23 protein-coding genes are annotated in these 22504 nt (G+C 31.6%); 10 read left to right on the top strand and 13 right to left on the bottom strand.

Features of this window, described 5'->3' with window-relative positions:
• Window positions 1–15: 15 nt before the first annotated feature.
• Window positions 16–1227: a hypothetical protein gene (locus N2251_RS12395; RefSeq protein WP_260587045.1), complete on the bottom strand. Its 1212-nt coding sequence runs from the start codon at window positions 1225–1227 to the stop codon at window positions 16–18.
• Window positions 1228–1368: 141 nt separating this feature from the next.
• Window positions 1369–2250 (bottom strand): LysR family transcriptional regulator, encoded by an 882-nt coding sequence (locus N2251_RS12390; protein WP_260587044.1) that lies wholly within the window; start codon window positions 2248–2250, stop codon window positions 1369–1371.
• A gap of 79 nt (window positions 2251–2329) precedes the next feature.
• Between N2251_RS12390 and hutH the strand changes: the two genes are divergently transcribed.
• The 10 genes from hutH (at window position 2330) to N2251_RS12340 (ending at window position 12595) form a co-directional block, all read left to right on the top strand.
• Window positions 2330–3820, top strand: coding sequence for a histidine ammonia-lyase (gene hutH, locus N2251_RS12385; protein ID WP_260587043.1), 1491 nt, complete (start codon window positions 2330–2332; stop codon window positions 3818–3820).
• 169 nt (window positions 3821–3989) lie between these two features.
• Complete coding sequence (gene hutU / locus N2251_RS12380) at window positions 3990–5984, top strand: urocanate hydratase (protein WP_260587358.1); 1995 nt, start codon at window positions 3990–3992, stop codon at window positions 5982–5984.
• Between the two features lie 11 nt (window positions 5985–5995).
• Entirely contained in the window at window positions 5996–6526 is a 531-nt protein-coding gene (locus N2251_RS12375) for a DUF4136 domain-containing protein (RefSeq protein ID WP_260587042.1), read from the top strand.
• 81 nt (window positions 6527–6607) lie between these two features.
• Window positions 6608–6772, top strand: a complete 165-nt coding sequence (locus tag N2251_RS12370) for a C1orf53 family protein (RefSeq protein ID WP_260587357.1) — start codon at window positions 6608–6610, stop codon at window positions 6770–6772.
• 51 nt (window positions 6773–6823) lie between these two features.
• The gene (locus tag N2251_RS12365; RefSeq protein ID WP_260587041.1) at window positions 6824–7531 is read left to right on the top strand and encodes a DUF4197 domain-containing protein; all 708 of its coding nucleotides are present in this window, start codon (window positions 6824–6826) and stop codon (window positions 7529–7531) included.
• A gap of 165 nt (window positions 7532–7696) precedes the next feature.
• Window positions 7697–8719, top strand: coding sequence for a Holliday junction branch migration DNA helicase RuvB (gene ruvB / locus N2251_RS12360; protein WP_260587040.1), 1023 nt, complete (start codon window positions 7697–7699; stop codon window positions 8717–8719).
• A 2-nt stretch (window positions 8720–8721) separates the two neighbouring features.
• Entirely contained in the window at window positions 8722–10452 is a 1731-nt protein-coding gene (locus tag N2251_RS12355) for a SulP family inorganic anion transporter (RefSeq protein ID WP_260587039.1), read from the top strand.
• 84 nt (window positions 10453–10536) lie between these two features.
• The gene (locus tag N2251_RS12350) at window positions 10537–11943 is read left to right on the top strand and encodes an MBL fold metallo-hydrolase (RefSeq protein ID WP_260587038.1); all 1407 of its coding nucleotides are present in this window, start codon (window positions 10537–10539) and stop codon (window positions 11941–11943) included.
• Between the two features lie 6 nt (window positions 11944–11949).
• Entirely contained in the window at window positions 11950–12327 is a 378-nt protein-coding gene (locus N2251_RS12345) for a rhodanese-like domain-containing protein (RefSeq protein WP_260587037.1), read from the top strand.
• 1 nt (window position 12328) lies between these two features.
• A complete protein-coding gene (locus tag N2251_RS12340; RefSeq protein WP_260587036.1) occupies window positions 12329–12595 on the top strand; it encodes a heavy-metal-associated domain-containing protein in 267 nt (88 codons plus the stop codon).
• 45 nt (window positions 12596–12640) lie between these two features.
• Here the strand turns inward: N2251_RS12340 and N2251_RS12335 are convergent, their stop codons facing one another.
• The 11 genes from N2251_RS12335 to N2251_RS12285 form a co-directional block, all read right to left on the bottom strand.
• On the bottom strand, window positions 12641–12841 hold the full coding sequence (locus N2251_RS12335) for a hypothetical protein (protein WP_260587035.1): 201 nt from the start codon (window positions 12839–12841) through the stop codon (window positions 12641–12643).
• A gap of 122 nt (window positions 12842–12963) precedes the next feature.
• A complete protein-coding gene (locus N2251_RS12330; RefSeq protein ID WP_260587034.1) occupies window positions 12964–15192 on the bottom strand; it encodes a nitric-oxide reductase large subunit in 2229 nt (742 codons plus the stop codon).
• 8 nt (window positions 15193–15200) lie between these two features.
• On the bottom strand, window positions 15201–15923 hold the full coding sequence (ric, locus tag N2251_RS12325) for an iron-sulfur cluster repair di-iron protein (RefSeq protein WP_260587033.1): 723 nt from the start codon (window positions 15921–15923) through the stop codon (window positions 15201–15203).
• Between the two features lie 60 nt (window positions 15924–15983).
• Window positions 15984–16406 (bottom strand): hypothetical protein, encoded by a 423-nt coding sequence (locus N2251_RS12320; protein WP_260587032.1) that lies wholly within the window; start codon window positions 16404–16406, stop codon window positions 15984–15986.
• 41 nt (window positions 16407–16447) lie between these two features.
• The gene (locus N2251_RS12315) at window positions 16448–16882 is read right to left on the bottom strand and encodes an RrF2 family transcriptional regulator (protein ID WP_260587031.1); all 435 of its coding nucleotides are present in this window, start codon (window positions 16880–16882) and stop codon (window positions 16448–16450) included.
• A 251-nt stretch (window positions 16883–17133) separates the two neighbouring features.
• Window positions 17134–19491: a TonB-dependent receptor gene (locus N2251_RS12310; protein ID WP_260587030.1), complete on the bottom strand. Its 2358-nt coding sequence runs from the start codon at window positions 19489–19491 to the stop codon at window positions 17134–17136.
• Between the two features lie 457 nt (window positions 19492–19948).
• Window positions 19949–20353 (bottom strand): alternative ribosome rescue aminoacyl-tRNA hydrolase ArfB, encoded by a 405-nt coding sequence (gene arfB, locus N2251_RS12305; RefSeq protein WP_260587029.1) that lies wholly within the window; start codon window positions 20351–20353, stop codon window positions 19949–19951.
• Window positions 20354–20355: 2 nt separating this feature from the next.
• Window positions 20356–20967 carry an AAA family ATPase gene (locus N2251_RS12300; protein WP_260587028.1) on the bottom strand — a complete coding sequence of 204 codons (612 nt, stop codon included), beginning with the start codon at window positions 20965–20967 and terminating at the stop codon, window positions 20356–20358.
• Window positions 20928–21563 (bottom strand): nicotinamide riboside transporter PnuC, encoded by a 636-nt coding sequence (gene pnuC, locus N2251_RS12295; RefSeq protein WP_260587027.1) that lies wholly within the window; start codon window positions 21561–21563, stop codon window positions 20928–20930. Before pnuC ends, N2251_RS12300 begins: the two co-directional genes overlap by 40 nt.
• A complete protein-coding gene (locus N2251_RS12290) occupies window positions 21547–21807 on the bottom strand; it encodes a hypothetical protein (protein WP_068701458.1) in 261 nt (86 codons plus the stop codon). Before N2251_RS12290 ends, pnuC begins: the two co-directional genes overlap by 17 nt.
• 65 nt (window positions 21808–21872) lie before the next feature.
• The gene (locus N2251_RS12285; protein WP_260587026.1) at window positions 21873–22499 is read right to left on the bottom strand and encodes a 4'-phosphopantetheinyl transferase family protein; all 627 of its coding nucleotides are present in this window, start codon (window positions 22497–22499) and stop codon (window positions 21873–21875) included.
• Window positions 22500–22504: the final 5 nt, after the last annotated feature.

Below are 22504 nucleotides of genomic sequence, written 5' to 3'. Positions count from 1 at the left end.
ATTAAGAGTATTAAATTATTTTAATTGTCTAATTAACATTCCTGAGTAATAATCTTTACCTCCCTTAAATGTAGTTGATGTAAGGTTTGATTTTTTATCATTAGCATCTTCACCAGCATTAAAACGATTGTCCCAAATTTGGTCTTTAGAAACTTTTATTTTTCCTTTTCTAACATATTTGGTCAGTCCAGTTTTTTCATCTAAAACTTGTTCTAAAACTTCGAAAGATTCTCCTCCTACTAATCCCTCTTTCATACCTATTTTTGCAGTAATAGGCTCTCCACTATAAAGAGGTGTTTTTGTTTTAAATACATCATACTCTCTTTGAAGTTTAGCGTAAACAGCATCTAAATTTCTTACAGTAGCTAATTTTATAATTTGTTCTTCTGTTCTTTCTTCTTTTAATGAAAATAAAACAAGACTAGTTGTTTTTTGTTTTCCAACAAATTCCATTTTAAACAAATCACTATTTTTAAATGCGTCTACTTTCGCTTTATTAATTCCAGAATTGTCTACCCATAAATCATTATAAAATGTTGCAGCAATTTCTTCATTCCAAACTAATTTATACAAGTATGCAGTTGTCCAAACAGAATAACCTTCTTTAGCCTTATTATATGATTTTTCTACTCCTTTTAAAGCAGCTTTTCTAGCAAACGACATTCTAATTTTATTAGCTTTTTTAACACCTTGTTTTTTAAGTATTGCAGCAGCAATTTCATTACTAACAAAATTCAATTTATTTACAATTATAAAAGTGTTATTTATTAATTGTTCTCCTGCATCTGCTAAAGAAGAAACTCCTCTTACAGATCCTTTTGCTATATTAGCTTGCATTTCAGATGCATTATATGAACCTCTTTTACCTATAAGATCCATGTTAAAAGCACCATTTGGTTGCTTGTTAAACCATTTAGCAACTAACTGATTAGCAACTTTGTTGTCATTTAAATGGTTGGTTATAAGCACTGTTGCTTCTTCGTCATTTTTAGATAAATCTATTTTAAATGATTTAGCATCAATAGTATGGTTGTTGTACTTTTCTGGAAAGGGAGCTTCATTATATGATTTAAGGACAACATCTTTTCTAGGGAAGTCATCAGACTCAATAAGCATTGTGTGTAAAGAGCTTCGGCTGTAATTAATGTCTTTAATATCTCTTTTTTTCTGAGCATTTGTAGTAACTATCGTAAAAATAGTTAAAATAGTAAATAAATTTTTTTTCATTATATTTTTTTTAGATTTAATAGCAACAATATTAATCATATTTATGCTCATAAACTATAAAAGTTATTAGCAATTATGAAAGTTAATTATAGTAGTGTAATCCATGAGAATTAATTATTTTAAACTGTTTTTTAACAGCTGTTAGTGGAGTTTGTTTAGAAGTGATTTTAAAATCGAATTTTTATTGTTTTTATCCCAAACTACAGATAAAGTGGTGCGTTGTGGTATGTTTTTAAGTTCAATGAATTTTACCTTCATGTCATATCCGTGTTGTAATGATTTAGGTACAATTGATAACCCAAAATTATTCTCTACTAGTTTGTAAATAGATGCAGCATGAATTGTATTGTGGGTAACAAGGGGTGTAAAATTACTATCATCGAAAATTTGCATTACCTTTTCAAAATAAGAAGGACTGTAAGAAGGATCGAAAAGAATAAAAGATTCATTTTTTAATTGATGCAATCCTTTAAAATTATTTTCATTTACAGGGTGATTTTTAGGTAAAACTAAACAAAAAGATTCTTTTAAAATAGGTTTTATAGCAAGCCCTCTTGGTACACGATCTAGCCTTACAAAACCTAAATCAATATCATTAGAAAGTAAACTGTCTATCTGTTTTTTATTGTCCATTTCCTTTAACCCGAACTGAACATTTGGATATTCTTTTTTAAACTCAACTAATAAATTAGGAATAATATTTTGCATTGCAGAACCTACATAACCAAAGTTTAGATGCCCGTCTTTTCCGTCTTGTAAAAGTTTAGCATTTTCAAAAGCATGGTTGAGGTTTTTTAAACTCTGAGTAAGTTCGGTTTTAAGATATATTCCAGCCTCCGTTAATGCTACCTTTCGGTTATGACGAACAAATAACTGAATATCTAAATCTTCTTCCATTTGTTTTATCTGTCTGCTTAAACCTGGTTGAGAAATAAAGAGTCTTTCAGCAGCTTTTCGAAAATGCAAATCTTCAGCAACTGCTAAAAAATAACGGAGATGTCTTAATTCTATTTGATTACTCATGGTTATTAATTGATGATTATTTAAGTCTTATTGGTTATCAAAAATAAAAATAACTTTGATAAAAATAAAATAGAACAGGATGTTTAAGTACGGAATAGATAAATTAACTGTAAATAAGGTAATTGCAATTGCTGAAGGAGCTTTAAAAGCAACCATTACAAAAGAAGCTGAAAACAGTATAATTGAATGTAGAAGAAAGGTGGAGGTAATGGCAAATTCAAAAGCTGCTGTTTACGGAATCAACACGGGTTTTGGCCCTTTATGTGATGTGCAAATTACACCTGAAGAAACCAGTAAGTTGCAAGAAAATTTATTGATTACACATGCAGTTGGTGTTGGAAATCCGATTGATAAAAAATTATCTAAAATCATGATGATTTGTAAAGTGCATGCGCTTTGTCAAGGTTTTTCGGGCGTGCGATTAAAATTAATAGAACGCATCATCTATTTTATTGAAAACGATTTGTTACCAATTGTTCCTGAGCAAGGATCAGTAGGGGCATCGGGAGATTTAGCGCCACTTTCACATTTGTTTTTACCGTTGTTAGGTGAGGGGGAATTTTGGATTGAAAATGAGATTGTCAGTTCAAAAGAAATATTAAAAAAGCACAATTTAGCACCGTTAACTTTAATGGCTAAAGAAGGTTTAGGATTAATTAACGGAACGCAATTTATTTTAGCGCATGCTATTTTAGGACTTCAAAAAATGGAATATATTTTAGATGTTGCTGATGTTGCTGGCGCAATGACTTTAGAAGGTTTTCAAGGAAGTGCTTCTCCTTTTAGAAAAGAATTACATGCAATTCGCCCGTTTAAAGGCAATATAAAAGTAGCCGAACGTATACGAATGTTATTACAAGGTTCTCAAAATGTAGAAAATCATTTGGAATGCGATCGTGTGCAAGATCCGTATTCAATTCGCTGTATGCCACAAGTTCACGGAGCATCAAGAAATGCTTTTGAGCATTTAAATGAGCTGGCAGAAATAGAAATGAATGCTGTTACCGATAACCCAATTGTATTGAGTGAAACTGAAGCAATTTCGGGTGGTAATTTTCACGGACAACCTTTAGCAATGGCTTTAGATTACGCATCTATAGCAGCATCAGAATTAGGAAATATTTCCGACAGACGTTGTTATTTGTTACTGGAAGGTAAATACGGCTTACCAAGATTATTAACCGAGGCAGGAGGCTTAAATTCGGGGTTTATGATTCCGCAATACACTACCGCAGCTTTGGTAACTGAAAATAAATCGTTGTGTTTTCCGCCTTCGGCAGATAGTGTTCCAACTTCATTAGGGCAAGAAGATCATGTTTCTATGGGAAGTATTTCTGGGCGAAAATTCAATCAAATTTTAGGAAATATCGATAAGATTTTGGCTATAGAATTTATGTACGCAGCACAAGCAATGGAGTTTAGAAGACCAAATACATTTTCTGATATCATTGAAGAAAATTTTAAAATCATCAGAAACAAAGTTGACAAATTAGAAGAAGATCGTGTGTTAAAAGATGATATTAAAACATTGGTAAATATGGTTAAGAATAGAGAATTTACAGTTCGTTAAAAAATAATATTCGTTTTAATTCATAACCAAATATAGGAGCGTCATTCTGAATTTATTTCAGAATCACACCTTTATAATAAAGAGTATGTTATGATGTGAACCTGAAACGAGTTCAGGTTGACGTAAAAGGAGTTATTATAAATTACGGACAATAAAAAAATAAATTATGATGTCATTTAAAAAACAAATCAAACAAGGTATTCCGAATGAATTACCAGAAATGCCAGTTTATGATTCGTCAATAAACAGAGCTCCGAAACGTAAAGATATTTTAACTGCTGAAGAAAAAAAGTTAGCATTAAAAAATGCTTTGCGATATTTTGATAAAAAACATCACGAAGTTTTATTACCTGAATTTTCAGAAGAATTAGAAAAATACGGACGTATATATATGTATCGTTTTCGTCCTACCTATAAGATGAAAGCTAGAGACATTAAAGAATATCCGGGTAAAAGTACACAGGCAAAAGCAATCATGTTAATGATTCAGAATAATTTAGATTATGCCGTGGCACAACATCCGCATGAATTGATAACTTATGGAGGAAACGGAGCGGTTTTTCAAAACTGGGCACAGTATTTATTAACCATGCAGTATTTGTCTAAAATGACAGATAAGCAAACTTTAACCATGTATTCGGGGCATCCAATGGGATTATTTCCATCAAACAAAAACGCGCCAAGAGTTGTGGTAACGAACGGAATGGTAATTCCGAACTATTCACAGCCTGACGATTGGGAAAAAATGAATGCGTTGGGAGTTTCGCAATATGGGCAAATGACGGCAGGAAGTTATATGTATATCGGCCCCCAGGGAATTGTTCACGGAACAACAATTACTGTTTTAAACGGATTCAGAAAAATTAAAAAAATGCCAAAAGGAGGTTTGTTTGTTACTGCTGGTTTAGGAGGAATGAGCGGAGCGCAACCAAAAGCAGGTAATATTGCAGGTTGTATTACGGTGTGTGCTGAGGTGAATCCGAAGATTACACAAGTACGGTTAGAACAAGGTTGGATTGATGAAAAAATTACCGATTTAGATGAATTAGTAGCACGAGTAAAATCGGCAAAAGAAAATGAAGAAACAGTTTCTATCGCTTATTTAGGGAACATAGTTGCCGTTTGGGAAAAATTTGATGAAGCCAATATTCATATCGATTTAGGGTCAGATCAAACATCATTACACAATCCTTGGGCAGGTGGATATTATCCAGTTGATATTTCTTTTGAAGACGCTAATGTGATGATGGCTGAGCATCCGAAGAAATTTAAAGAAGAAGTTCAGAAAACATTAAGAAGACACGCAAAAGCAATCAATAAACACACCGAAAAAGGAACCTATTTTTTCGATTATGGAAATGCTTTTTTATTAGAAGCTAGTAGAGCAGGAGCCGATGTTATGAACCCGAATCCGACTTTAGGCCGTGAGTTTAAATATCCGAGTTATGTGCAAGATATTATGGGGCCAATGTGTTTTGATTATGGTTTTGGACCATTCCGTTGGGTGTGTGCAAGCGGGAATCCAGAAGATTTGGCAAAAACAGATGCGATTGCTTGTAAAGTTCTAGAAAAAATAAAAAAGAATTCGCCTATTGAAATCCAACAACAAATGACGGATAATATTCAGTGGATTAAAGGAGCACAAGAAAATAAATTAGTGGTGGGTTCACAAGCACGTATTTTATATGCGGATGCTGAAGGACGTACAAAAATTGCCGAAGCTTTTAACAAGGCAATTAAGAAAGGTGAAATAGGTAATGTAGTGTTGGGGCGTGATCATCATGATGTTTCAGGTACCGATTCACCTTACAGAGAAACTTCTAACATTTATGATGGTTCTCGTTATACGGCCGATATGGCCATACAAAACGTAATTGGCGATAGCTTTAGAGGTGCTACATGGGTTTCTATCCACAATGGAGGTGGTGTTGGCTGGGGTGAAGTTATTAATGGTGGATTTGGCATGCTTCTTGATGGTTCTAAGAGTGCGTCAAGACGCTTAAAATCAATGCTTTTATGGGATGTTAATAACGGAATAGCAAGAAGAAGTTGGGCTAGAAATGAGGAAGCAGTATTTGCGATAAAACGAGCAATGAAAGCCGAAAAAGATTTGCAGGTTACAGTACCTAATTTAGTTGATGATGCATTGTTAGATAATTTATAAATCCTAAGAAAATGAAGATATCAAAATTACTTTTTTTGCCAATTATCGCTTTAATTATTACTTCATGTAGTGCTGTTAAGGTAACAACAGATTATGATACGAAAGTAGATTTTAATCAATATAAAACCTTTGCTTTTTATAAAAAAGGAATTGATAAAGCAGCTATTTCAGATTTAGATAAAAAACGAATTATGCGTGCTGTTGAATTAGAATTGATGGCTAAAGGAATGACAAAATCTGCGACACCAGATATTTTAGTAAGTCTGTTTACAAAGTCGCGTGAAAAAATCAACATAAGCGATAATATGTACGGCGGATTTTATTATCCATATTATTACGGTATGAATCGAATGAGTGTTTCTCAGCATACAGAAGGAACCTTGTTTATAGATTTGTTAGATGCAAAAAAGAAAGAATTAGTTTGGCAAGGTATAGGTACAGGAGCGTTAAGAATGAGTGATGTTGAAAGAAAAGAAGCTCGTGTTAAAGAGTTTGTGAATGAGATAATGGCTAAATATCCGCCTGAGAAACATAAAAAATAGTGTAATTTCATAAAATAAAAAGCATCAAATAAGTACTTATTTGATGCTTTTTTTGTGTTTAAAATGAATACTTTTGTTAAAATGTATAATAAACGAATAGAGTTAACTGAAGAGGATTACTATTTAAATGAAGATGGTTATAAAGTATTTACCGAAAAATTTCATTTAAAAAGAGGGTATTGCTGTAAAAGTGGTTGTAAACACTGTCCGTTTGGTTATGATAAAAAAACAGATAGCTTTAAATAATGTGACAATTATAAAATAATTGTTTCTAATAAAATAGATAAACAAACAAAGATGAAAAAAGTTATAGCAGTAGCATTTGTAGTTTTACTTACAGGATGTGCAGAATTACAAAAAGTAGTAAATCAATTGCCAACAGGAGGTGTTTTGTCACAAGAACAAATCGGAAATGGTTTACGCCAAGCATTAGATAAAGGGATTCAACATCAGGTATCTAAATTAACAGCAAAAGATGGATTTTACCGAAATGAGTTAGTGAAAATTATTTTGCCAAAAGAATTACAAGCAGTAGATAAAGGTTTGCGAAAAATAGGGTTAAGTAGTTTAGCTGATGAAGGCTTAAAGGCTATTAATAGAACTGCAGAAGACGCTGTAAAAACAGCAACACCAATTTTTGTAAACGCGGTAAAAGAAATAAGTTTTAATGATGCAAAGAATATTCTATTAGGAGATAAAAACGCAGCAACATCTTATTTAAAAGGAAAAACAAATACGGCATTGTACAGTCAGTTTAACCCCGTAATAAAAAAATCTTTTAGTAAAGTAGGAGCAGATAAAATTTGGGCAAACTTAATTAATAAATATAATAAAATTCCATTTGTAAAGAAAGTGAATGCTGATTTAACGGATTATGTTACGGGTGAAGCTTTAAAAGGAGTTTTTACGATGATTGAAGTTGAAGAAAAAGGAATTCGTGAAAAAGTTGGTTTACGAGATACTGCTTTATTACGTCAAGTATTCGCACTACAGGATAGAAAATAAGTGTAAGGTTTTAACCTTAAGTAAATTAAACCTGAAACAATAAATATTGTTTCAGGTTTTTTACTTTATAACTTTATCTAGTTATATGTATCTTAGCATTGCTAACATTGTTACGTAACAATTATTACAAACCAAACAGTCTATTTCAAGTATATTTGTGCCCATATGAACGAAAATTTAAACCCTGAAAACACCAATTTATCAAACGAAGATTTAGATGTAGAAAAAAAACTACGTCCGCTTTCTTTTGATGATTTTTCAGGACAAGATCAAGCAATTGATAACTTAAAAATATTTGTAGAAGCCGCTAATCAACGTGATGAAGCATTAGATCATACGTTGTTTCATGGCCCTCCAGGGTTAGGAAAAACTACCTTGGCCCATATTCTAGCAAATGAGTTAGGAGTTGGAATTAAAGTAACCTCAGGACCAGTTTTAGATAAGCCCGGAGATTTAGCAGGGTTATTAACAAATCTTGATGAACGAGATGTGTTGTTTATTGATGAGATTCATCGACTAAGTCCCATTGTAGAAGAGTATTTATATTCAGCAATGGAAGACTATAAAATCGATATTATGATTGAGTCAGGACCCAATGCACGTACAGTTCAAATAAATTTAGAACCTTTTACTTTAGTAGGAGCCACAACACGATCGGGGTTGTTAACAGCACCCATGCGAGCTCGTTTCGGAATCAGTAGTCGTTTGCATTATTATTCAACAGAATTACTGACTACTATTATTCAACGTAGTTCACATATTTTAGGAGTACCAATTTCTATGGAAGCAGCAATAGAAATTGCAGGTAGAAGTAGAGGAACACCTCGTATTGCTAATGCATTATTGAGAAGAGTACGAGATTTCGCTCAGATAAAAGGGAATGGAAGTATTACAATTGAAATAGCTGTTTATGCATTAAAAGCATTGAATGTTGATGCGCATGGTTTAGATGAAATGGATAATAAAATTTTAGTAACTATTATTGATAAATTTAAAGGAGGCCCAGTAGGAATTAGTACCATTGCAACTGCAGTTAGTGAAAATACTGAAACGATTGAAGAAGTATATGAACCGTTTTTAATTCAACAAGGCTTTATAATGCGTACTCCAAGAGGTAGAGAAGTAACCGACTTGGCATATAAACACTTAGGAAGAATAAAGGAATCAACTCAAGGAGGTCTTTTTTAAAAATGAAATTACTAAAAAAACTCATACCTATATTAGAATGGTTACCAAACTACAAGAAATCACAGTTTAGAGGTGATGTTGTAGCGGGTATAACTGTAGCAACGGTTTTAATTCCACAAGGAATTGCGTATGCATTAATTGCAGGATTACCACCTATTTATGGTTTGTATGCGGCTTTGGTACCCCAATTAATGTATGCAGTTTTTGGATCATCTCGTCAAGTAGCAATTGGTCCTGTGGCAATGGATTCTTTAATTGTAGCAACAGGAGTTTCGACATTGGCATTAATAGGATCTGAAAGTTATATTGCTATTGCTATTTTATTAGCATTAATGGTAGGGAGTATTCAGCTTTTAATGGGGTTGTTTCGTTTAGGATTTATTGTAAATTTTTTATCAAGACCTGTAATTATAGGGTTTACATCTGCTGTAGCACTTATTATTGGATTAAATCAGTTTCGAAATTTACTTGGAGTAGATTTTTTACAAAGTGATCAAGTACATATTCTTATAGAAGATATTATTAATAGAATAGGACATTTCAATACAAATGCAACTATTATCGGAATTACAGCATGTGTTGTAATTATGATTTGTAGAAAAATCAACAAGAAAATACCAAATGCTTTAATTGTTGTGGTTTTAGGAATAGTGACGCTTCGTTTTTTTGGAAGCTATTTAACAGATGTCGCAATTGTAAAAGAAATTCCGTCGGGTTTACCAAAATTCACGATTCCAGTTATTGATATTGCTTTAATTAGAGAGTTGACACCAATAGCAGCAACATTGGTAATGGTAGGATATTTGGAAATTATATCCATAGGAAAAACATTAGAAGCAAAACAAGATGAATACAGAATAAGACCTAATCAAGAATTAGTAGCCTTAGGTTTAAGTAATATTGTAGGTTCTTTATTTCAATCATACCCATCAACTTCTAGTTTTTCTCGCTCAGCGATTAATGAAGAAGCAGGTGGTAAAACAGGTGTTTCAGCAATTGTAGCTGTAATTATGGTGGTACTAACATTGCTGTTTTTAACACCAGTATTTTATCATTTACCTAAAACAGTTTTAGCAGCAATAATTATAGTAGCGGTATTTAATTTAATAAATGTAAAAGAAGCTAAAAGATTATGGACAGCAAATAATTTAGATTTCTGGTTGTTAATTGCAACGTTTTTATCGACTATATTCTTCGGAATTGAACCCGGAATATTAATCGGTGTTGGTTTGTCTTTAATTGTATTGATTTTTAGAACATCTAGGCCTTATGTAGTCGAATTAGGAAAAGTACCTAGCTCTGATTTTTATCGAAATAAAAACAGATTTAAAGAAGTAATTACAGATAAGGAAATATTAGTTTTTCGTTTTGATGCGCAATTATTTTATGCAAATTCAAATTACTTTCGTGAGAAGTTAGATGAAATGACGGCAGAAAAAGGAAAATCATTGAAGCTAATTGTACTAGATGCAGAAAGTATCAACCGTGTTGATAGTACTGGTATAGAAATGCTAAAGGAACGTATTAGATATTACAACAAAAGAAACATAGCATTTTATTTTGCAGGAGTAAAAGGCCCTGTAAGAGATGCTTTTTTTAGAGGAGGTGTATTAGAAGAGGTAAGTTTAAATCACTTTTTTATGCGTGCCAATGGCGCAGTTAATTTTTTTAAAACAGGCGATAATCAAAATCAAAAAAAATACGCACAATATATACATCAGGCGTACGATTAATTAATAATCAAAATGATAAATATCATTTTATATACAGCATATAAACTGTTATTTTAATATTTAAAGATAGAGATACTAAGAGTAATGATAATAGAACAAATTTATACAGGTTGTTTGGCTCAGGGAGCTTATTATATTGAAAGTAACGGAGAAGTTGCCATTATAGATCCACTACGTGAAGTCGAAAATTATATCGATAAAGCGAGTAAGACCAATGCAAAAATAAAATATATTTTTGAAACGCACTTTCATGCCGATTTTGTGAGCGGACATGTAACGTTAGCAGAAAAAACAGGAGCAACAATTGTGTATGGACCAACCGCTCAAACAAGTTATAAATCTCATGTAGCAACAGACGGTGAGGTTTTTAAAGTAGGTAATATTACAATTACAGTGTTACATACTCCTGGGCATACAATGGAGAGTACTTCTTATTTGTTAAAAGATGAAAACGGAAGAAATCATGCTATTTTTAGTGGAGATACCTTATTCTTAGGAGATGTAGGTCGCCCAGATTTAGCCCAAAAAGGAGTGCTCACTCAAGATGATTTAGCAGGTTTTTTATACGATAGTTTACGTACTAAAATAATGACTTTAGAAGATGAGGTTATTGTGTATCCAGCACATGGAGCAGGTTCTGCTTGCGGAAAAAATTTAAGCAAAGAAACTATTGGAACAATTGGTGATCAAAAGAAAACCAATTATGCTTTGAGAGCTGATATGACCAAAGAAGAATTTGTAAAAGAAGTAACAGATGGATTATTGCCACCACCAGCTTATTTTCCTTTAAATGTAAAAATGAACAAGGAAGGATACGAATCTATTGATGAGGTTATAAAAAAAGGTGCAATATCGTTATCGGTAACTGATTTTGAGAATGTAGCGAATAATACAGATGCAATAATTTTAGATGTTCGTCATCAATTTGACTTCATAAAAGGATTTATACCGCAATCAATATTTATTGGTTTAGGTGGAACGTTTGCTCCGTGGGTAGGCGCTTTAATAAAAGATGTAACGCAACCAATTTTATTAATAACCCCTGTTGGAGAAGAAGAAACAACGATTAAGCGTTTATCACGTGTAGGTTTTGATAACGTTTTAGGTTATTTAGACGGAAGCTTCGAAACTTGGAAAGCATCAGGTAAAGAAATTGATACTTTACGATCTGTTTCTGCGGATGATTTAGAGGAAGCTATAAACAATAATGCAAAAGTTTTTGATGCTCGTAAACCAGGAGAATACTCAAACGAACACATTGTTGATGTACCAAGTACTCCGTTAGATTTTTTAAATGATCATATTGAAGAATTCCCTAAAAGCGAAGATTTTTATATCCATTGTGCCGGCGGATATCGTTCGGTAATAGCAGCTTCAATTTTAAAAGCAAGAGGGTACCACAATGTAATTGATGTAGCAGGTGGTTATGCAGCGATAAAAGCAACGAATATTGCCAGAACAGTAACCGTTTGTCCGTCAACATTAAAATAAACTAGCATGAAGACAAAGATTCTTTTTATAGGGATGATTTTTACAGTACTATTGTCTTGTACATCAAAAGTAAATGGGGTAAAAGATATTTCTGTCGATGATTTGCAACTTGTACTAAAAACGAATGAAAATATTCAATTACTAGACGTTCGTACTCCTAGCGAATGGGCAGAAGGCGTTATTAAAAAAGCCATTGAGATAAATGTAACAGCTAATAACTTTGAAAATATTGCTTTAGAGAAGTTAGATAAAACAAAACCGGTATATATTTATTGTCGATCTGGAGGTCGATCTAAAATTGCATCAGAATTACTATTAAAAAAAGGTTTTGAAACCTATAATGTTTTAGGAGGTTATAACGAATGGAAACAAAAAAAGGAGTAAAATGAAACAAGAAATATATATTGAAAATTTAAAATGTGGAGGTTGTGCTGCTACCATTAAAAAAGGGTTGTTAGCTATAGATGCAATTTCAAATATTGAAATCGATGTAGAAAAATCTATTGTTACCATTAACTCAGAAAATGGAGATTTAGCCGTTGTAAAAGAAAAATTAGCTAAGTTAGGCTATCCAGAAGTAGGCGACAAAAATACCATAATACACAAAGCAAAGTCATTTGTTAGTTGTGCTGTTGGTAGAATAGATTCATAATAAAAAACCGAGTTTTAAACTCGGTTTTTTTATGCTTTGATAATATTAAATAGGATCATTTACAGGGTCAACTACTGGTTCTTCAAAATCACACGGAACTTCCTCATAATTATCAATAAACCCCATTTGGTTATGATCGTACTTTGGTAAGTTAACCGTTTTTGTGCAATCGTCTTCACAGCTAAACAGTAAAGTCAGCGTAATTATTAAAGATAAAATTTTTACAACTTTTTTTATTGATTTCATTTTTTTTTAAATTAAAAAGAAATCTAATATAAGCGAAATAAAAAACCTAAACATTTTGTTTAGGTTTTTTATTTTTAGAAAAAAGATATTCTCAAAAGTTTAAAATAACAAGAGCTAAAAAATTAATTCGTACTGTTTTTCCTTTTGTAATTATAAATAGTTTCAGAAATAGTAAACCAACAGAAGTAATATATTCCAACAGAGAAAATAATATCTCCAATCATTCGAAGCCATTTTAAGGTTTGTACTACTGGTGAGTATAGTAATTCAGCATCTCTAGCAAAAGAGTATCCTTTTGTAATAGAGGTGTATGCTTGAATTATACCAATAGGAAGTAAACTAAATAACACCATGGCTATTAATCCTATATTTAATAACCAAAAGGCTCTTTTTAATTTTTTACTTTCCCAAATTCTATCAGAATAAAATCGTAGGCATATTAGAATGAACCCCATTCCTAGCATTCCATATACACCAAATAAAGCGGTATGTGCATGCACAGCAGTAGTATTTAATCCTTGTATGTAATATAAGGCAATTGGTGGATTTATAAGGAAACCGAATACACCAGCACCTATAAAATTCCAAAAAGAAACCGCTATAAAGAAAAAGATAGGCCATTTGTATTTTAGCATCCAAGGTTTACTTTTTAAAAGACTCCAGCTTTCTTTAATTTCAAACCCCATTAGGGTTAGTGGTACGACCTCTAAAGCGCTAAAAGTGGCTCCTAAAGCAATGGCTTGAATTGGAGTGCCTGAATAGTATAAATGATGTAAGGTTCCGATAATACCACCTGCTAAAAATATGGTTGCAGAAGCGACAGAAACTCTACCTGCAGTTCTTGTCGAAATTACTTCCATTTTAGAGAAAATAAAGGCAATAACTACTGTTGCAAAAACTTCAAAGAAGCCTTCAACCCATAAATGCACTAACCACCATCTCCAATAATTGATTACAGGTAAACTACTATTTTCACCATACATTAATCCAGAGAAAAAGAACATACCAATAGCAACAACAGATACTAACAAAATAATCAGTAAATTTTTTGAAGCATCGTTTTTACGTATGGCATGTAAAATATGTCTTCCAACCATAAAAACCCATAGAATTAAACCAATACCAAGGAATATTTGCCAGAACCTTCCTAGATCCATATACTCATAACCCTGATGACCAAAGAAGAAGTTAGTTGTTAAGTCTAGAAATTGATGTACACCTAACCATTCTCCTAACATTGAACCTAAGACAATGATAATTAATGCTACGAATAAAAAATTTATACCAAAAACTTGATATTTAAATTCTTTTCCCGAAATCATTGGAGCTAAAAATAAACCAGTAGCTAGCCATGTAGCAGCAATCCAAAATACGGCTAATTGCGTATGCCAGGTTCTGGTGATAGAATATGGCAAAATATTTGCTAAATCAAAGCCAAAAAACGCTTGCCCTTCTACGGTATAATGCACTGTTATAATACCTAGTACGACTTGCAGTCCTATTAAAAGAGATATGACAATGAAATATTTTAAGACAGATTTTTGTGAACGAACTAGCGTCATTCCCGTTAAGGGGTCGCTATCAGGTTTTGTTATCAAATCTCCTTTTTCGTGATTTCTTAAATAATAAAATGTTAAAACTCCAATAAACAACAGTAATAATACAATTGATAATCCTGACCATATAATTGAGTCTTTGGTAATAACATTATCAATTAAAGGTTCGTGTGGCCAGTTTGAAGTATAGGTATAATCTTTATTTGGTCTGTTAGTACTTGCGGCCCAAGAAGTCCAAAATAGAAAAGCATTTAATTGCTCTAATTTAATAGGATCTGTTAATGCTCCTTTAGGGATTGCGTATTGCTCTTTTCCTTCAGAAAAAATAGAAGTATAATGCTTTACATTTGCTTTAATTGCAGCCAATCGTTCTTTTGATATTGTAACAGTTTTTGTATTACTATTATACGTATTGGTTTTAATATCGTTAATCAAACGAGCTTTAATAGCAGCCTTATTTTCTAGATCTAAGTTGTTATATGGTTTTTGAAAATCAGTTTCTGACCAGTTTTCTAGTAAATATACAGCTTCTTTATGTATCCAGTCAGCCGTCCAATCTGGTGCAACATAGCTACCATGTCCCCAAATAGAGCCAACCTCCATTCCTCCAATAGATTCCCAAACATTTTGACCTATTTGAATGTCTTCTTTGGTGTAAACAACCTCTCCAGAGTTTTTTACAATCACTTTTTCTGGTATGGGAGGTTGTGTTTGATACACTTCGGTACCTACCCAAATTAGTGCTATAAATGAAAGTGTTACAACGCTAATAAATGCTATCCAAGTTTTTTTCATGTTTCCTTCTAGTTTTGTAAAGTTTGTTCTAAATCAATCCCTTTTTTAAATAAAATATTATTCTCTAAATGAATATGTTTATGTAAGTCTTCTTCAAATTCTTGTAATAAAGAAAAAGTTACTTTGTATGTACTACAGCCATCTTTTGGAGGGGTGTAGTTAGTGCTTAAAGCGGCTATTTTTCTAAATCGTAGCCCTTCATTATCATGCTCTTTATGCATCATTTTGATGGGGCTTTTTACGCTGTCGAATTGTGTACTTGAAATAGTACTGCTATTTCTACTAGCCAATGCAAGTTTTTTGAAATACGGAAATAATATTAATTCTTCTTTTTTCATGTGGATTGTTAAATCGTTTGCACTTTCAGAAAACAACGTATTTATTTCAAACAATTCAGGATGTTTTTCTCCATGTACGCTACACAGTTTATCTAGGTATTGTTTAATTTCAGGTGTTTTATTTTCGATGTATTTATGATGTTTGTTATAAATATAATCAGAAAGAAAATCGATGTCCCAAGATTTATAATCATTGGTGTCGGTCTCCGTTTTAAAACAATTTACTATTTGCTTAATTAAGGTGTTTTTGTTAACATTATTTACGTCACATACTGTTTCTATACTTCTGTTTCCATTACAGCAAAAATCTATTCCATAAGATTTAAAAATGTTGGCTGCTTTGTAATTTTTCGCAACAATATTGCTTACTAGAGTTTGGTTATTTATATCCATTGTGTTTAATTATCATTTTAAAAGAGGTGTAATTTTTAATTGACTTTAATGTTTGTATTTTCATTTTATTGTTAACTTTTTAAATTGATTAATTCCGAAAAAGAAAAGGCAACTCACTTTTATTACTTCTGCTAAAACATATAAAAAGTGTAGTTTGCTTTTAGGGACTTGTATGTCTTTAATAATTAATTCTGCTCGTTCGTTTAGAGTAGGTAACATCCAAAATGTTTGGAGTGCTACAACAAATACTACAATGAGAAATACATAAGATATTTGTTGTTTTTTAGAGAGTAGTATAATACTGGTAATTATTAAAGTAAAAGCTACTTCCAATATGTTTAAAGCTCCAAAAACGAGTTTGCCAATACCTAAACCAAGCTTGGTTGTTATGTTAGGTGCTTGAAATTTAAGCCAAGATTCCATAAAACTAATAGCGCCTATAAAACCAATCCAAATAAATGTTATTATAATTATTTTTTTCATAAAGAATATATGGATCTTTTTATCTGTTATAAAATTAAATTTTATCTTTTTAAAAAAAAAGTATCTGAATTCATATCGTTAACAAGCATTAATAAAGTAGTGTTATTTAACATTGCTTTAAGTTTGTCACGAACTTCAACAAATTGAAAATGTAGCGGACAAGGTGATTTTTCATTACATTTACTTAAACCTAAACCACAGCCTGTATAAATAGCATCACCATCTAGTATTTTTACAACATCACTAAGTTTAATAAGTTCCATTTTATTATCTTCTATAACAAAACCTCCGTAAGGTCCTTTTATAGATTTTACAATATTATTACGTGTGAGCTGTTGTAATACTTTTGCGGTAAAAGCTTGTGGTGAATTTATGGCTTCAGATATGGTAGCTAGACTCACTTTAACATCTTGCGCACTTTGTTGTGCAATATATATGATTGCTCGAAGACCGTATTCACATGATTTTGAAAACATAAATATTATTTTAATAGTACAAATATAGTTATTATTTTACAGAAGATAAAAATGTCCGCTTTAAATTTTAATTGTTTTTATTTTTAAAATTAACAAGGAAATTGGTTTGTAATTTTAATTTCTTTGAAAGAAGGCTAATGAAGTTTGTTTATCAGAAATTAAAGATAAAATGATGTGTTTTTACACAAGAAAATCCCAAGCAAAAGCTTAGGATTTTAGAGATATTCATTCGAACAGAGTCGATAATTAATTTAAAACTTTAAAGTAGCTCCAAGTAAAAAGTTTGTTCCTGCTTGTGGAAAATAATATGGAGTAGTTCCCCACATATATCCGTTAGAGCTATATTCTTTATTAAAAATATTATTTATCAATCCAGAAAAAATAATACTTTTAAATATCGACTTTGTTTTAATTGTATAATTAAGATTTAGGTCATTAACAAAATAGTCATCTAATTTTGATGCACTCAATTCGTTATTACTCATAAACTGTGAGCTAACATATTTTGATAATAATGCAATATTAAAATTGTCAGTAGGACGAATGTTAATTGTATTAGCTGCAATAAAATTAGGAGAATAAGAAATATCAGTATCACCTAATACAGTAACTGTGTTTCCGTTAGTTTCTTTAAAAGAAATGTTTTTGTTCTTACTAATAGTAAGGTTAGGAGTTACATTTAAATAATCGGTAATGTTTATAGAAGCGTCAATTTCTAAACCTAAGCGATAGCTTTCGCCAATATTAGCTCTTATAGGTGCCCCTACATTGTCAATCTCACCAGTTAAAGCTAACTGATCCTGGTACGCCATATAATATACGTTGGTGTTAATTTTAATATTACCAGTATTCAAACGCCAACCTAATTCAAAATCATTTAATTTTTCTGGTTTCGGATTTCCGTTTTCGTAATCAGTTCTATTAGGCTCTCTTTGTGCACGCGCATATGAGAAATAAACACTGTTGTTGGTGTTGAACTTGTAGTTTAAACCAGCTTTTGGATTAAAAAAATTAAAAGTATCGTCTACTAAATTTGTTTGAACTCCGTTTGCTGTATAATTAACATTTCTGTTTTGTAAATCAGCAAATAAAGAAAGTTGCTCATTTACTTTATAAGTTGCTTTTACAAAAAGATTAAAGTCTTCTTTGTTTCCATAATTATCATAGAGGTTATTTCTTATTTCTCCATTGCCAGAAAAACGAGACCATATAGCTTCTCCAAAATGATCACCTTCATATTTGTTCCAAGCACCACCAATAAGAAGATCTAAGTTGTCTTTTTTGTAGTTTACATTATAAGTAACACCATAAAAATTATTACGCAACCACTTTCTTCTAATATAATCCGTATTATTTTCATCTTGATTAGCGATTGGTAAAGCTCCTATTACATTCCAATTTACATCATAGTTTAAAGCTTGCTTATATTGTTCGTAAAAACCTCTTCCGAAAGTATAATGTAAAGCAATGTTAGATGATAAATTATCAGAATACTTTTGATTCCAATGTAATTGTGCATGGTCTTGTTTGTAGTTATCTACTTCATTACCATAAAAACCTTTTATATTTCCATTAACATCATACAAAGCACCAGCAGAATTAAAAGTTCTATCAGTTTTTAAAGTAGCAGCATCAACTCCGTTCCATGATTGATATGTAATTTCATGACCACCAAAAACAAGTCCTTTAATTAGTGTATTATCATCAACATAACTACCTTGTAAGAAGTACGATTTTAAGTTTGATGAAGCTCTGTCTATGTATCCATCAGAAGTAATTCTTGAAATACGACCAGAAAATTTAACATGATCATTTAACTTTCCTGTTCCTGCTTTTGCAGTATATTTTTGGGTGTTAAAAGAACCAAAAGAAGTAGCAATTTCACCAAAGGCTTCATCAGAACCACTATCGGTTAATACATTTAAACTAGCACCAAAAGCACCTGCACCATTTGTAGATGTTCCTACACCTCGTTGTAATTGAATACTTTGAGTTGAAGAAGAAAAATCGGGCATATTTACCCAGTAAGTTCCTTGACTTTCGCTATCGTTATAAGGAATACCGTTAATGGTAATGTTTACACGTGTAGCATCTGAACCACGAACACGAATACCAGTATATCCAACACCAGCACCAGCATCAGACGTCGTAACAACTGAAGGTAAGTAATTTAGTAACATTGGAATATCTTGACCTAAATTACGTTTCGCAATTTCTTTTTTAGATAAGTTAGAGTGTGTTACAGGTGCGTCAGCTTGTACACGTACTGCAGCAACTAATACTTCTTCTAAAACAGTAGCGTCAGAAGTTAATTGAATGGTAATATTTTGATCTTTTAAAACAGCTATGTTTTTAACTAAAGTTTTAAAACCTACAAAAGAAATTTCAATATCGTATGTTCCTTTTTCTAGTTTTAATTTAAAGTTTCCGTCAAAATCAGTAGCAGTTCCTTTTTTTAATTCTTTTACAGCAATGGTAGCACCTACAAGTGCTTCTTGATTATTGTTAACTACTTTACCCGTTATAATAAAGTTTTGTGCATTTACTGTTATAGCAGTAAATAATACGATTAAAAAAGCTATAGCTTTTAGTTGTTTATTAAAAGACATCGGTCTCATTTTTTTATAAAATAAAATCGAATAAAAAGAGGTAATTATTCCTTGTTATTGTTGAATAATTGGTTACTTACGTTATTGTGAGGGTAGCGAAAATATCTTTTACATAACGATACGTTACCTGGTTCACAAAAGTTTGTTTTACAAAATGGCGATTATCGCCTCCCTAAACAGCATTACCTGTTCTAGGTTCATTGGGTATGATCTCAGCCGATATAGGCACCCCTTTACGAGAACGCGGCAAAGGTAAAGCGAATTTTATAATTGAAAACAAAAGAATAGATAATTTTAAGTGTAATGTTAAGGCTAGTAAAAAGTTGTTAACATAAAAAATGTAAGAATTTTATTTTGAAGCCATTTCCTGCTTTCACTACTCGCTTTTTTCGTACCTCAAAAGAGCTCAAACAAACCGTTCAATCAGGGCTAAGATTTTTGCGAAGTATTTAGCTGTTTAATCGAGTTTTGGTTTCTTTCTCAATGTTTTTTTAATGGAAGTTCTTTTTTTGTTTTCAGCTTTTCTTAAAACAGATCCTCTACTTGGTTTCGTAGTCCTTCTTATTTTAGGTCTTTTTAAGCCTTGGGTAATTAGCGCTAAAAAACGCTTTATAGCAAGGTCTTTGTTTCTGTGTTGAGAACGAGTTTCATCAGAAGATAGCATTAAAACATGTTCTTTGGTAAGTCGAGTAGCTAGTTTTTTAAAGAGTATTTCTTTTTGTCTTTCAGATAATTGGTTAGAGTTCGCAAGATCAAAAGTTAATTCTATTTTAGACGATACTTTATTTACATGTTGCCCGCCAGCACCAGAACTTCTTATGGCTTTAAATTTTAATTCTTTAACAAGTTCGTGCGTATTCATAATTATAAAGAAGGTTTGTTTAAAGTAATAGAAAAAGAAAACAGATTTTCTTTTTTAGAAAGTAACCTATCAATAATTTCAATTGCTTTTTTCAATCGCGTTTCTTTATCTCCTTTTAATAAAACGTATGGGCGATTGTATTTTTTTAAGGTGTTTTCAAAAGCAGTAAACATTTCTAAACGTTCGCCAGGTTTATCACGTAAATCGTCGGCTTCCCACGGAGTATCAATATACGTTAAAAAATAAATATCGTACGAGTTTTCAATAGCAGCTTCATCGAGTATAGGATCTACAAAACCACCATAATATTCTTCTGAATATACTTTTGTTTCTAGTAAATCGGTATCGCAAATTAAAACTTTATCCGCTTTTAGCGATAAATCATTTTCTAGTTTTATTTGACCTTCTGCGATAGGTATAATGTCTTTTTGTTCACAAATTTTACGTTCGTTATTCCATTTGTCTTGTAAATATTTACGGGCAAATTCTGGAGCCCAAACAGTATTGTAATAACGTGCTAATTGTCCAGAAAGGGTAGTTTTACCAGTGCTTTCGGGTCCGAATAAAACAACCTTTACAAGGTTGCTGTTTTTTTGTTTAAGCTTTTTTTCCATGCTAAATAACCGCTAACGGCAATAAAGGTAAAAATTAAATATTGAAAACTTGTAAACGTAAAGCCTTTGTAAAAATAAAGAGGCACAGAAATAACATCTCCGATAATCCAATAAATCCAATTTTCAATTTTACGTTTCGCCATCAACCACATTCCTACAAAGAAAATAGCGGTAGTAAAAGTATCTACATAAGCTGTCCAATTGTTCCATTTATCAAAATAAGTATATATAGCATACACGAAAATTAGAGTTGCAAAAAAGATAAAAACACTTGTTTTCTTCTCTTTTAAAGTTGTACTAGAAATAGGTGTAACGTATGTAGTATCATTAACATTGCGAGTCCAAATATACCAGCCATAAACACTCATTATAAAATAATAACCGTTTATCATCATATCACCTAGTAATTCCCATTTTAAGAGAAGATATACAAAAATTGCGGTACTAATCATTCCTGTAGGAAATACTAATATTTTATTTAGTTTAGAAAACCAAACAGACAAAAAACCAAAAATTACGGCAATAATTTCTAGCCAAACATCAATAGTGTCGTAGGTTGAGTATTGCTCAAAAAGAAAACTAAAAACTTGGTTCATAGTTACTACGGTCAGATTTTACTATTTTCATAAATAATATTCCGCTATCTATTAATTCGAAAGTATTTTTTAATTCGTCTGTTACCATTTTCATTACGGTATCGTAATCACCATACACTTGCGTACTTAACGGATTTTCAAGAATTGTTAAACCCGAAGCTCTTAGCTTTTTTATAAAATTAATAATAGGAGTTTCAAATTCGTTTTGAAGTGGTGTTAACGTAAGTTCTACTGATATTTTCATAAACCAATGTTTTTAAAAAGCAAAGTTACAAATATTGTAAATGCTATTTAGCAATACATGTTTTTTTAACGCGCATACACACAAGTAAAGCCTTCGGTTTCTAAAAAGTTAATTTGGTATTCATCGGTAACACCTTCATATAAAATTTTACCAGTAGTTTCGTTAGTCTCAAAAGAAAAATCTTCAATATAAATATGGTTTAAAAAGAGTAGTTTTTTCTTTCCATAAATTTTATATAAACTCTCTTTAGCTCCCCAAACTATAGTTAATTTACTAACCAAAGCATCATGATTTGCAATTGATTTATAGGCTTCAATCGGCGTAAATTTATGGGCTATCTTTAAAATTTTATCGCGTTGTTTTTCAATATCGATACCTACGGGTTTGTCATCAGAAATTATAATACCCGAAAAAGTAAAAGAATGCGTTATCGAAATAAATTTTCCGTCTTTTAAATGCGGTTTTCCGTATTCATCATATACTAAGTCTGCATCAGTATAGCCAAACTTATTTAGTAAGTGACGAACGCTTAAAAAACCCCTACGGTGTAAATCCGATTTCATGTTGTTAACTCGGTCTTTACTACTCTGAGTAAGTTCAATGCCTTCAGATAAATTTTCAAAAGATTCTTCAATCTTCCAAATCAATACTTTAGTGGTTTCGTTTACCGTTAATGTTTTGTGAACAGGCATATTTT

The sequence above is a fragment of the Tenacibaculum haliotis genome (assembly GCF_025215075.1).
In the GTDB taxonomy this organism is placed as follows: domain Bacteria; phylum Bacteroidota; class Bacteroidia; order Flavobacteriales; family Flavobacteriaceae; genus Polaribacter; species Polaribacter haliotis_B.
Note: the sequence above shows the minus strand (reverse complement) of the source record. Positions and strands in the feature narration are given on the sequence as shown.

Bases quoted from the DNA above. Each gene is read 5' to 3' on its own strand.
- N2251_RS12395 (WP_260587045.1), bottom strand. From the start codon at position 1,227: ATGAAAAAAAATTTATTTACTATTTTAACTATTTTTACGATAGTTACT.
- N2251_RS12390 (WP_260587044.1), bottom strand. From the start codon at position 2,250: ATGAGTAATCAAATAGAATTAAGACATCTCCGTTATTTTTTAGCAGTT.
- hutH (WP_260587043.1), top strand. From the start codon at position 2,330: ATGTTTAAGTACGGAATAGATAAATTAACTGTAAATAAGGTAATTGCA.
- hutU (WP_260587358.1), top strand. From the start codon at position 3,990: ATGTCATTTAAAAAACAAATCAAACAAGGTATTCCGAATGAATTACCA.
- N2251_RS12375 (WP_260587042.1), top strand. From the start codon at position 5,996: ATGAAGATATCAAAATTACTTTTTTTGCCAATTATCGCTTTAATTATT.
- N2251_RS12370 (WP_260587357.1), top strand. From the start codon at position 6,608: ATGTATAATAAACGAATAGAGTTAACTGAAGAGGATTACTATTTAAAT.
- N2251_RS12365 (WP_260587041.1), top strand. From the start codon at position 6,824: ATGAAAAAAGTTATAGCAGTAGCATTTGTAGTTTTACTTACAGGATGT.
- ruvB (WP_260587040.1), top strand. From the start codon at position 7,697: ATGAACGAAAATTTAAACCCTGAAAACACCAATTTATCAAACGAAGAT.
- N2251_RS12355 (WP_260587039.1), top strand. From the start codon at position 8,722: ATGAAATTACTAAAAAAACTCATACCTATATTAGAATGGTTACCAAAC.
- N2251_RS12350 (WP_260587038.1), top strand. From the start codon at position 10,537: ATGATAATAGAACAAATTTATACAGGTTGTTTGGCTCAGGGAGCTTAT.
- N2251_RS12345 (WP_260587037.1), top strand. From the start codon at position 11,950: ATGAAGACAAAGATTCTTTTTATAGGGATGATTTTTACAGTACTATTG.
- N2251_RS12340 (WP_260587036.1), top strand. From the start codon at position 12,329: ATGAAACAAGAAATATATATTGAAAATTTAAAATGTGGAGGTTGTGCT.
- N2251_RS12335 (WP_260587035.1), bottom strand. From the start codon at position 12,841: ATGAAATCAATAAAAAAAGTTGTAAAAATTTTATCTTTAATAATTACG.
- N2251_RS12330 (WP_260587034.1), bottom strand. From the start codon at position 15,192: ATGAAAAAAACTTGGATAGCATTTATTAGCGTTGTAACACTTTCATTT.
- ric (WP_260587033.1), bottom strand. From the start codon at position 15,923: ATGGATATAAATAACCAAACTCTAGTAAGCAATATTGTTGCGAAAAAT.
- N2251_RS12320 (WP_260587032.1), bottom strand. From the start codon at position 16,406: ATGAAAAAAATAATTATAATAACATTTATTTGGATTGGTTTTATAGGC.
- N2251_RS12315 (WP_260587031.1), bottom strand. From the start codon at position 16,882: ATGTTTTCAAAATCATGTGAATACGGTCTTCGAGCAATCATATATATT.
- N2251_RS12310 (WP_260587030.1), bottom strand. From the start codon at position 19,491: ATGTCTTTTAATAAACAACTAAAAGCTATAGCTTTTTTAATCGTATTA.
- arfB (WP_260587029.1), bottom strand. From the start codon at position 20,353: ATGAATACGCACGAACTTGTTAAAGAATTAAAATTTAAAGCCATAAGA.
- N2251_RS12300 (WP_260587028.1), bottom strand. From the start codon at position 20,967: ATGGAAAAAAAGCTTAAACAAAAAAACAGCAACCTTGTAAAGGTTGTT.
- pnuC (WP_260587027.1), bottom strand. From the start codon at position 21,563: ATGAACCAAGTTTTTAGTTTTCTTTTTGAGCAATACTCAACCTACGAC.
- N2251_RS12290 (WP_068701458.1), bottom strand. From the start codon at position 21,807: ATGAAAATATCAGTAGAACTTACGTTAACACCACTTCAAAACGAATTT.
- N2251_RS12285 (WP_260587026.1), bottom strand. From the start codon at position 22,499: ATGCCTGTTCACAAAACATTAACGGTAAACGAAACCACTAAAGTATTG.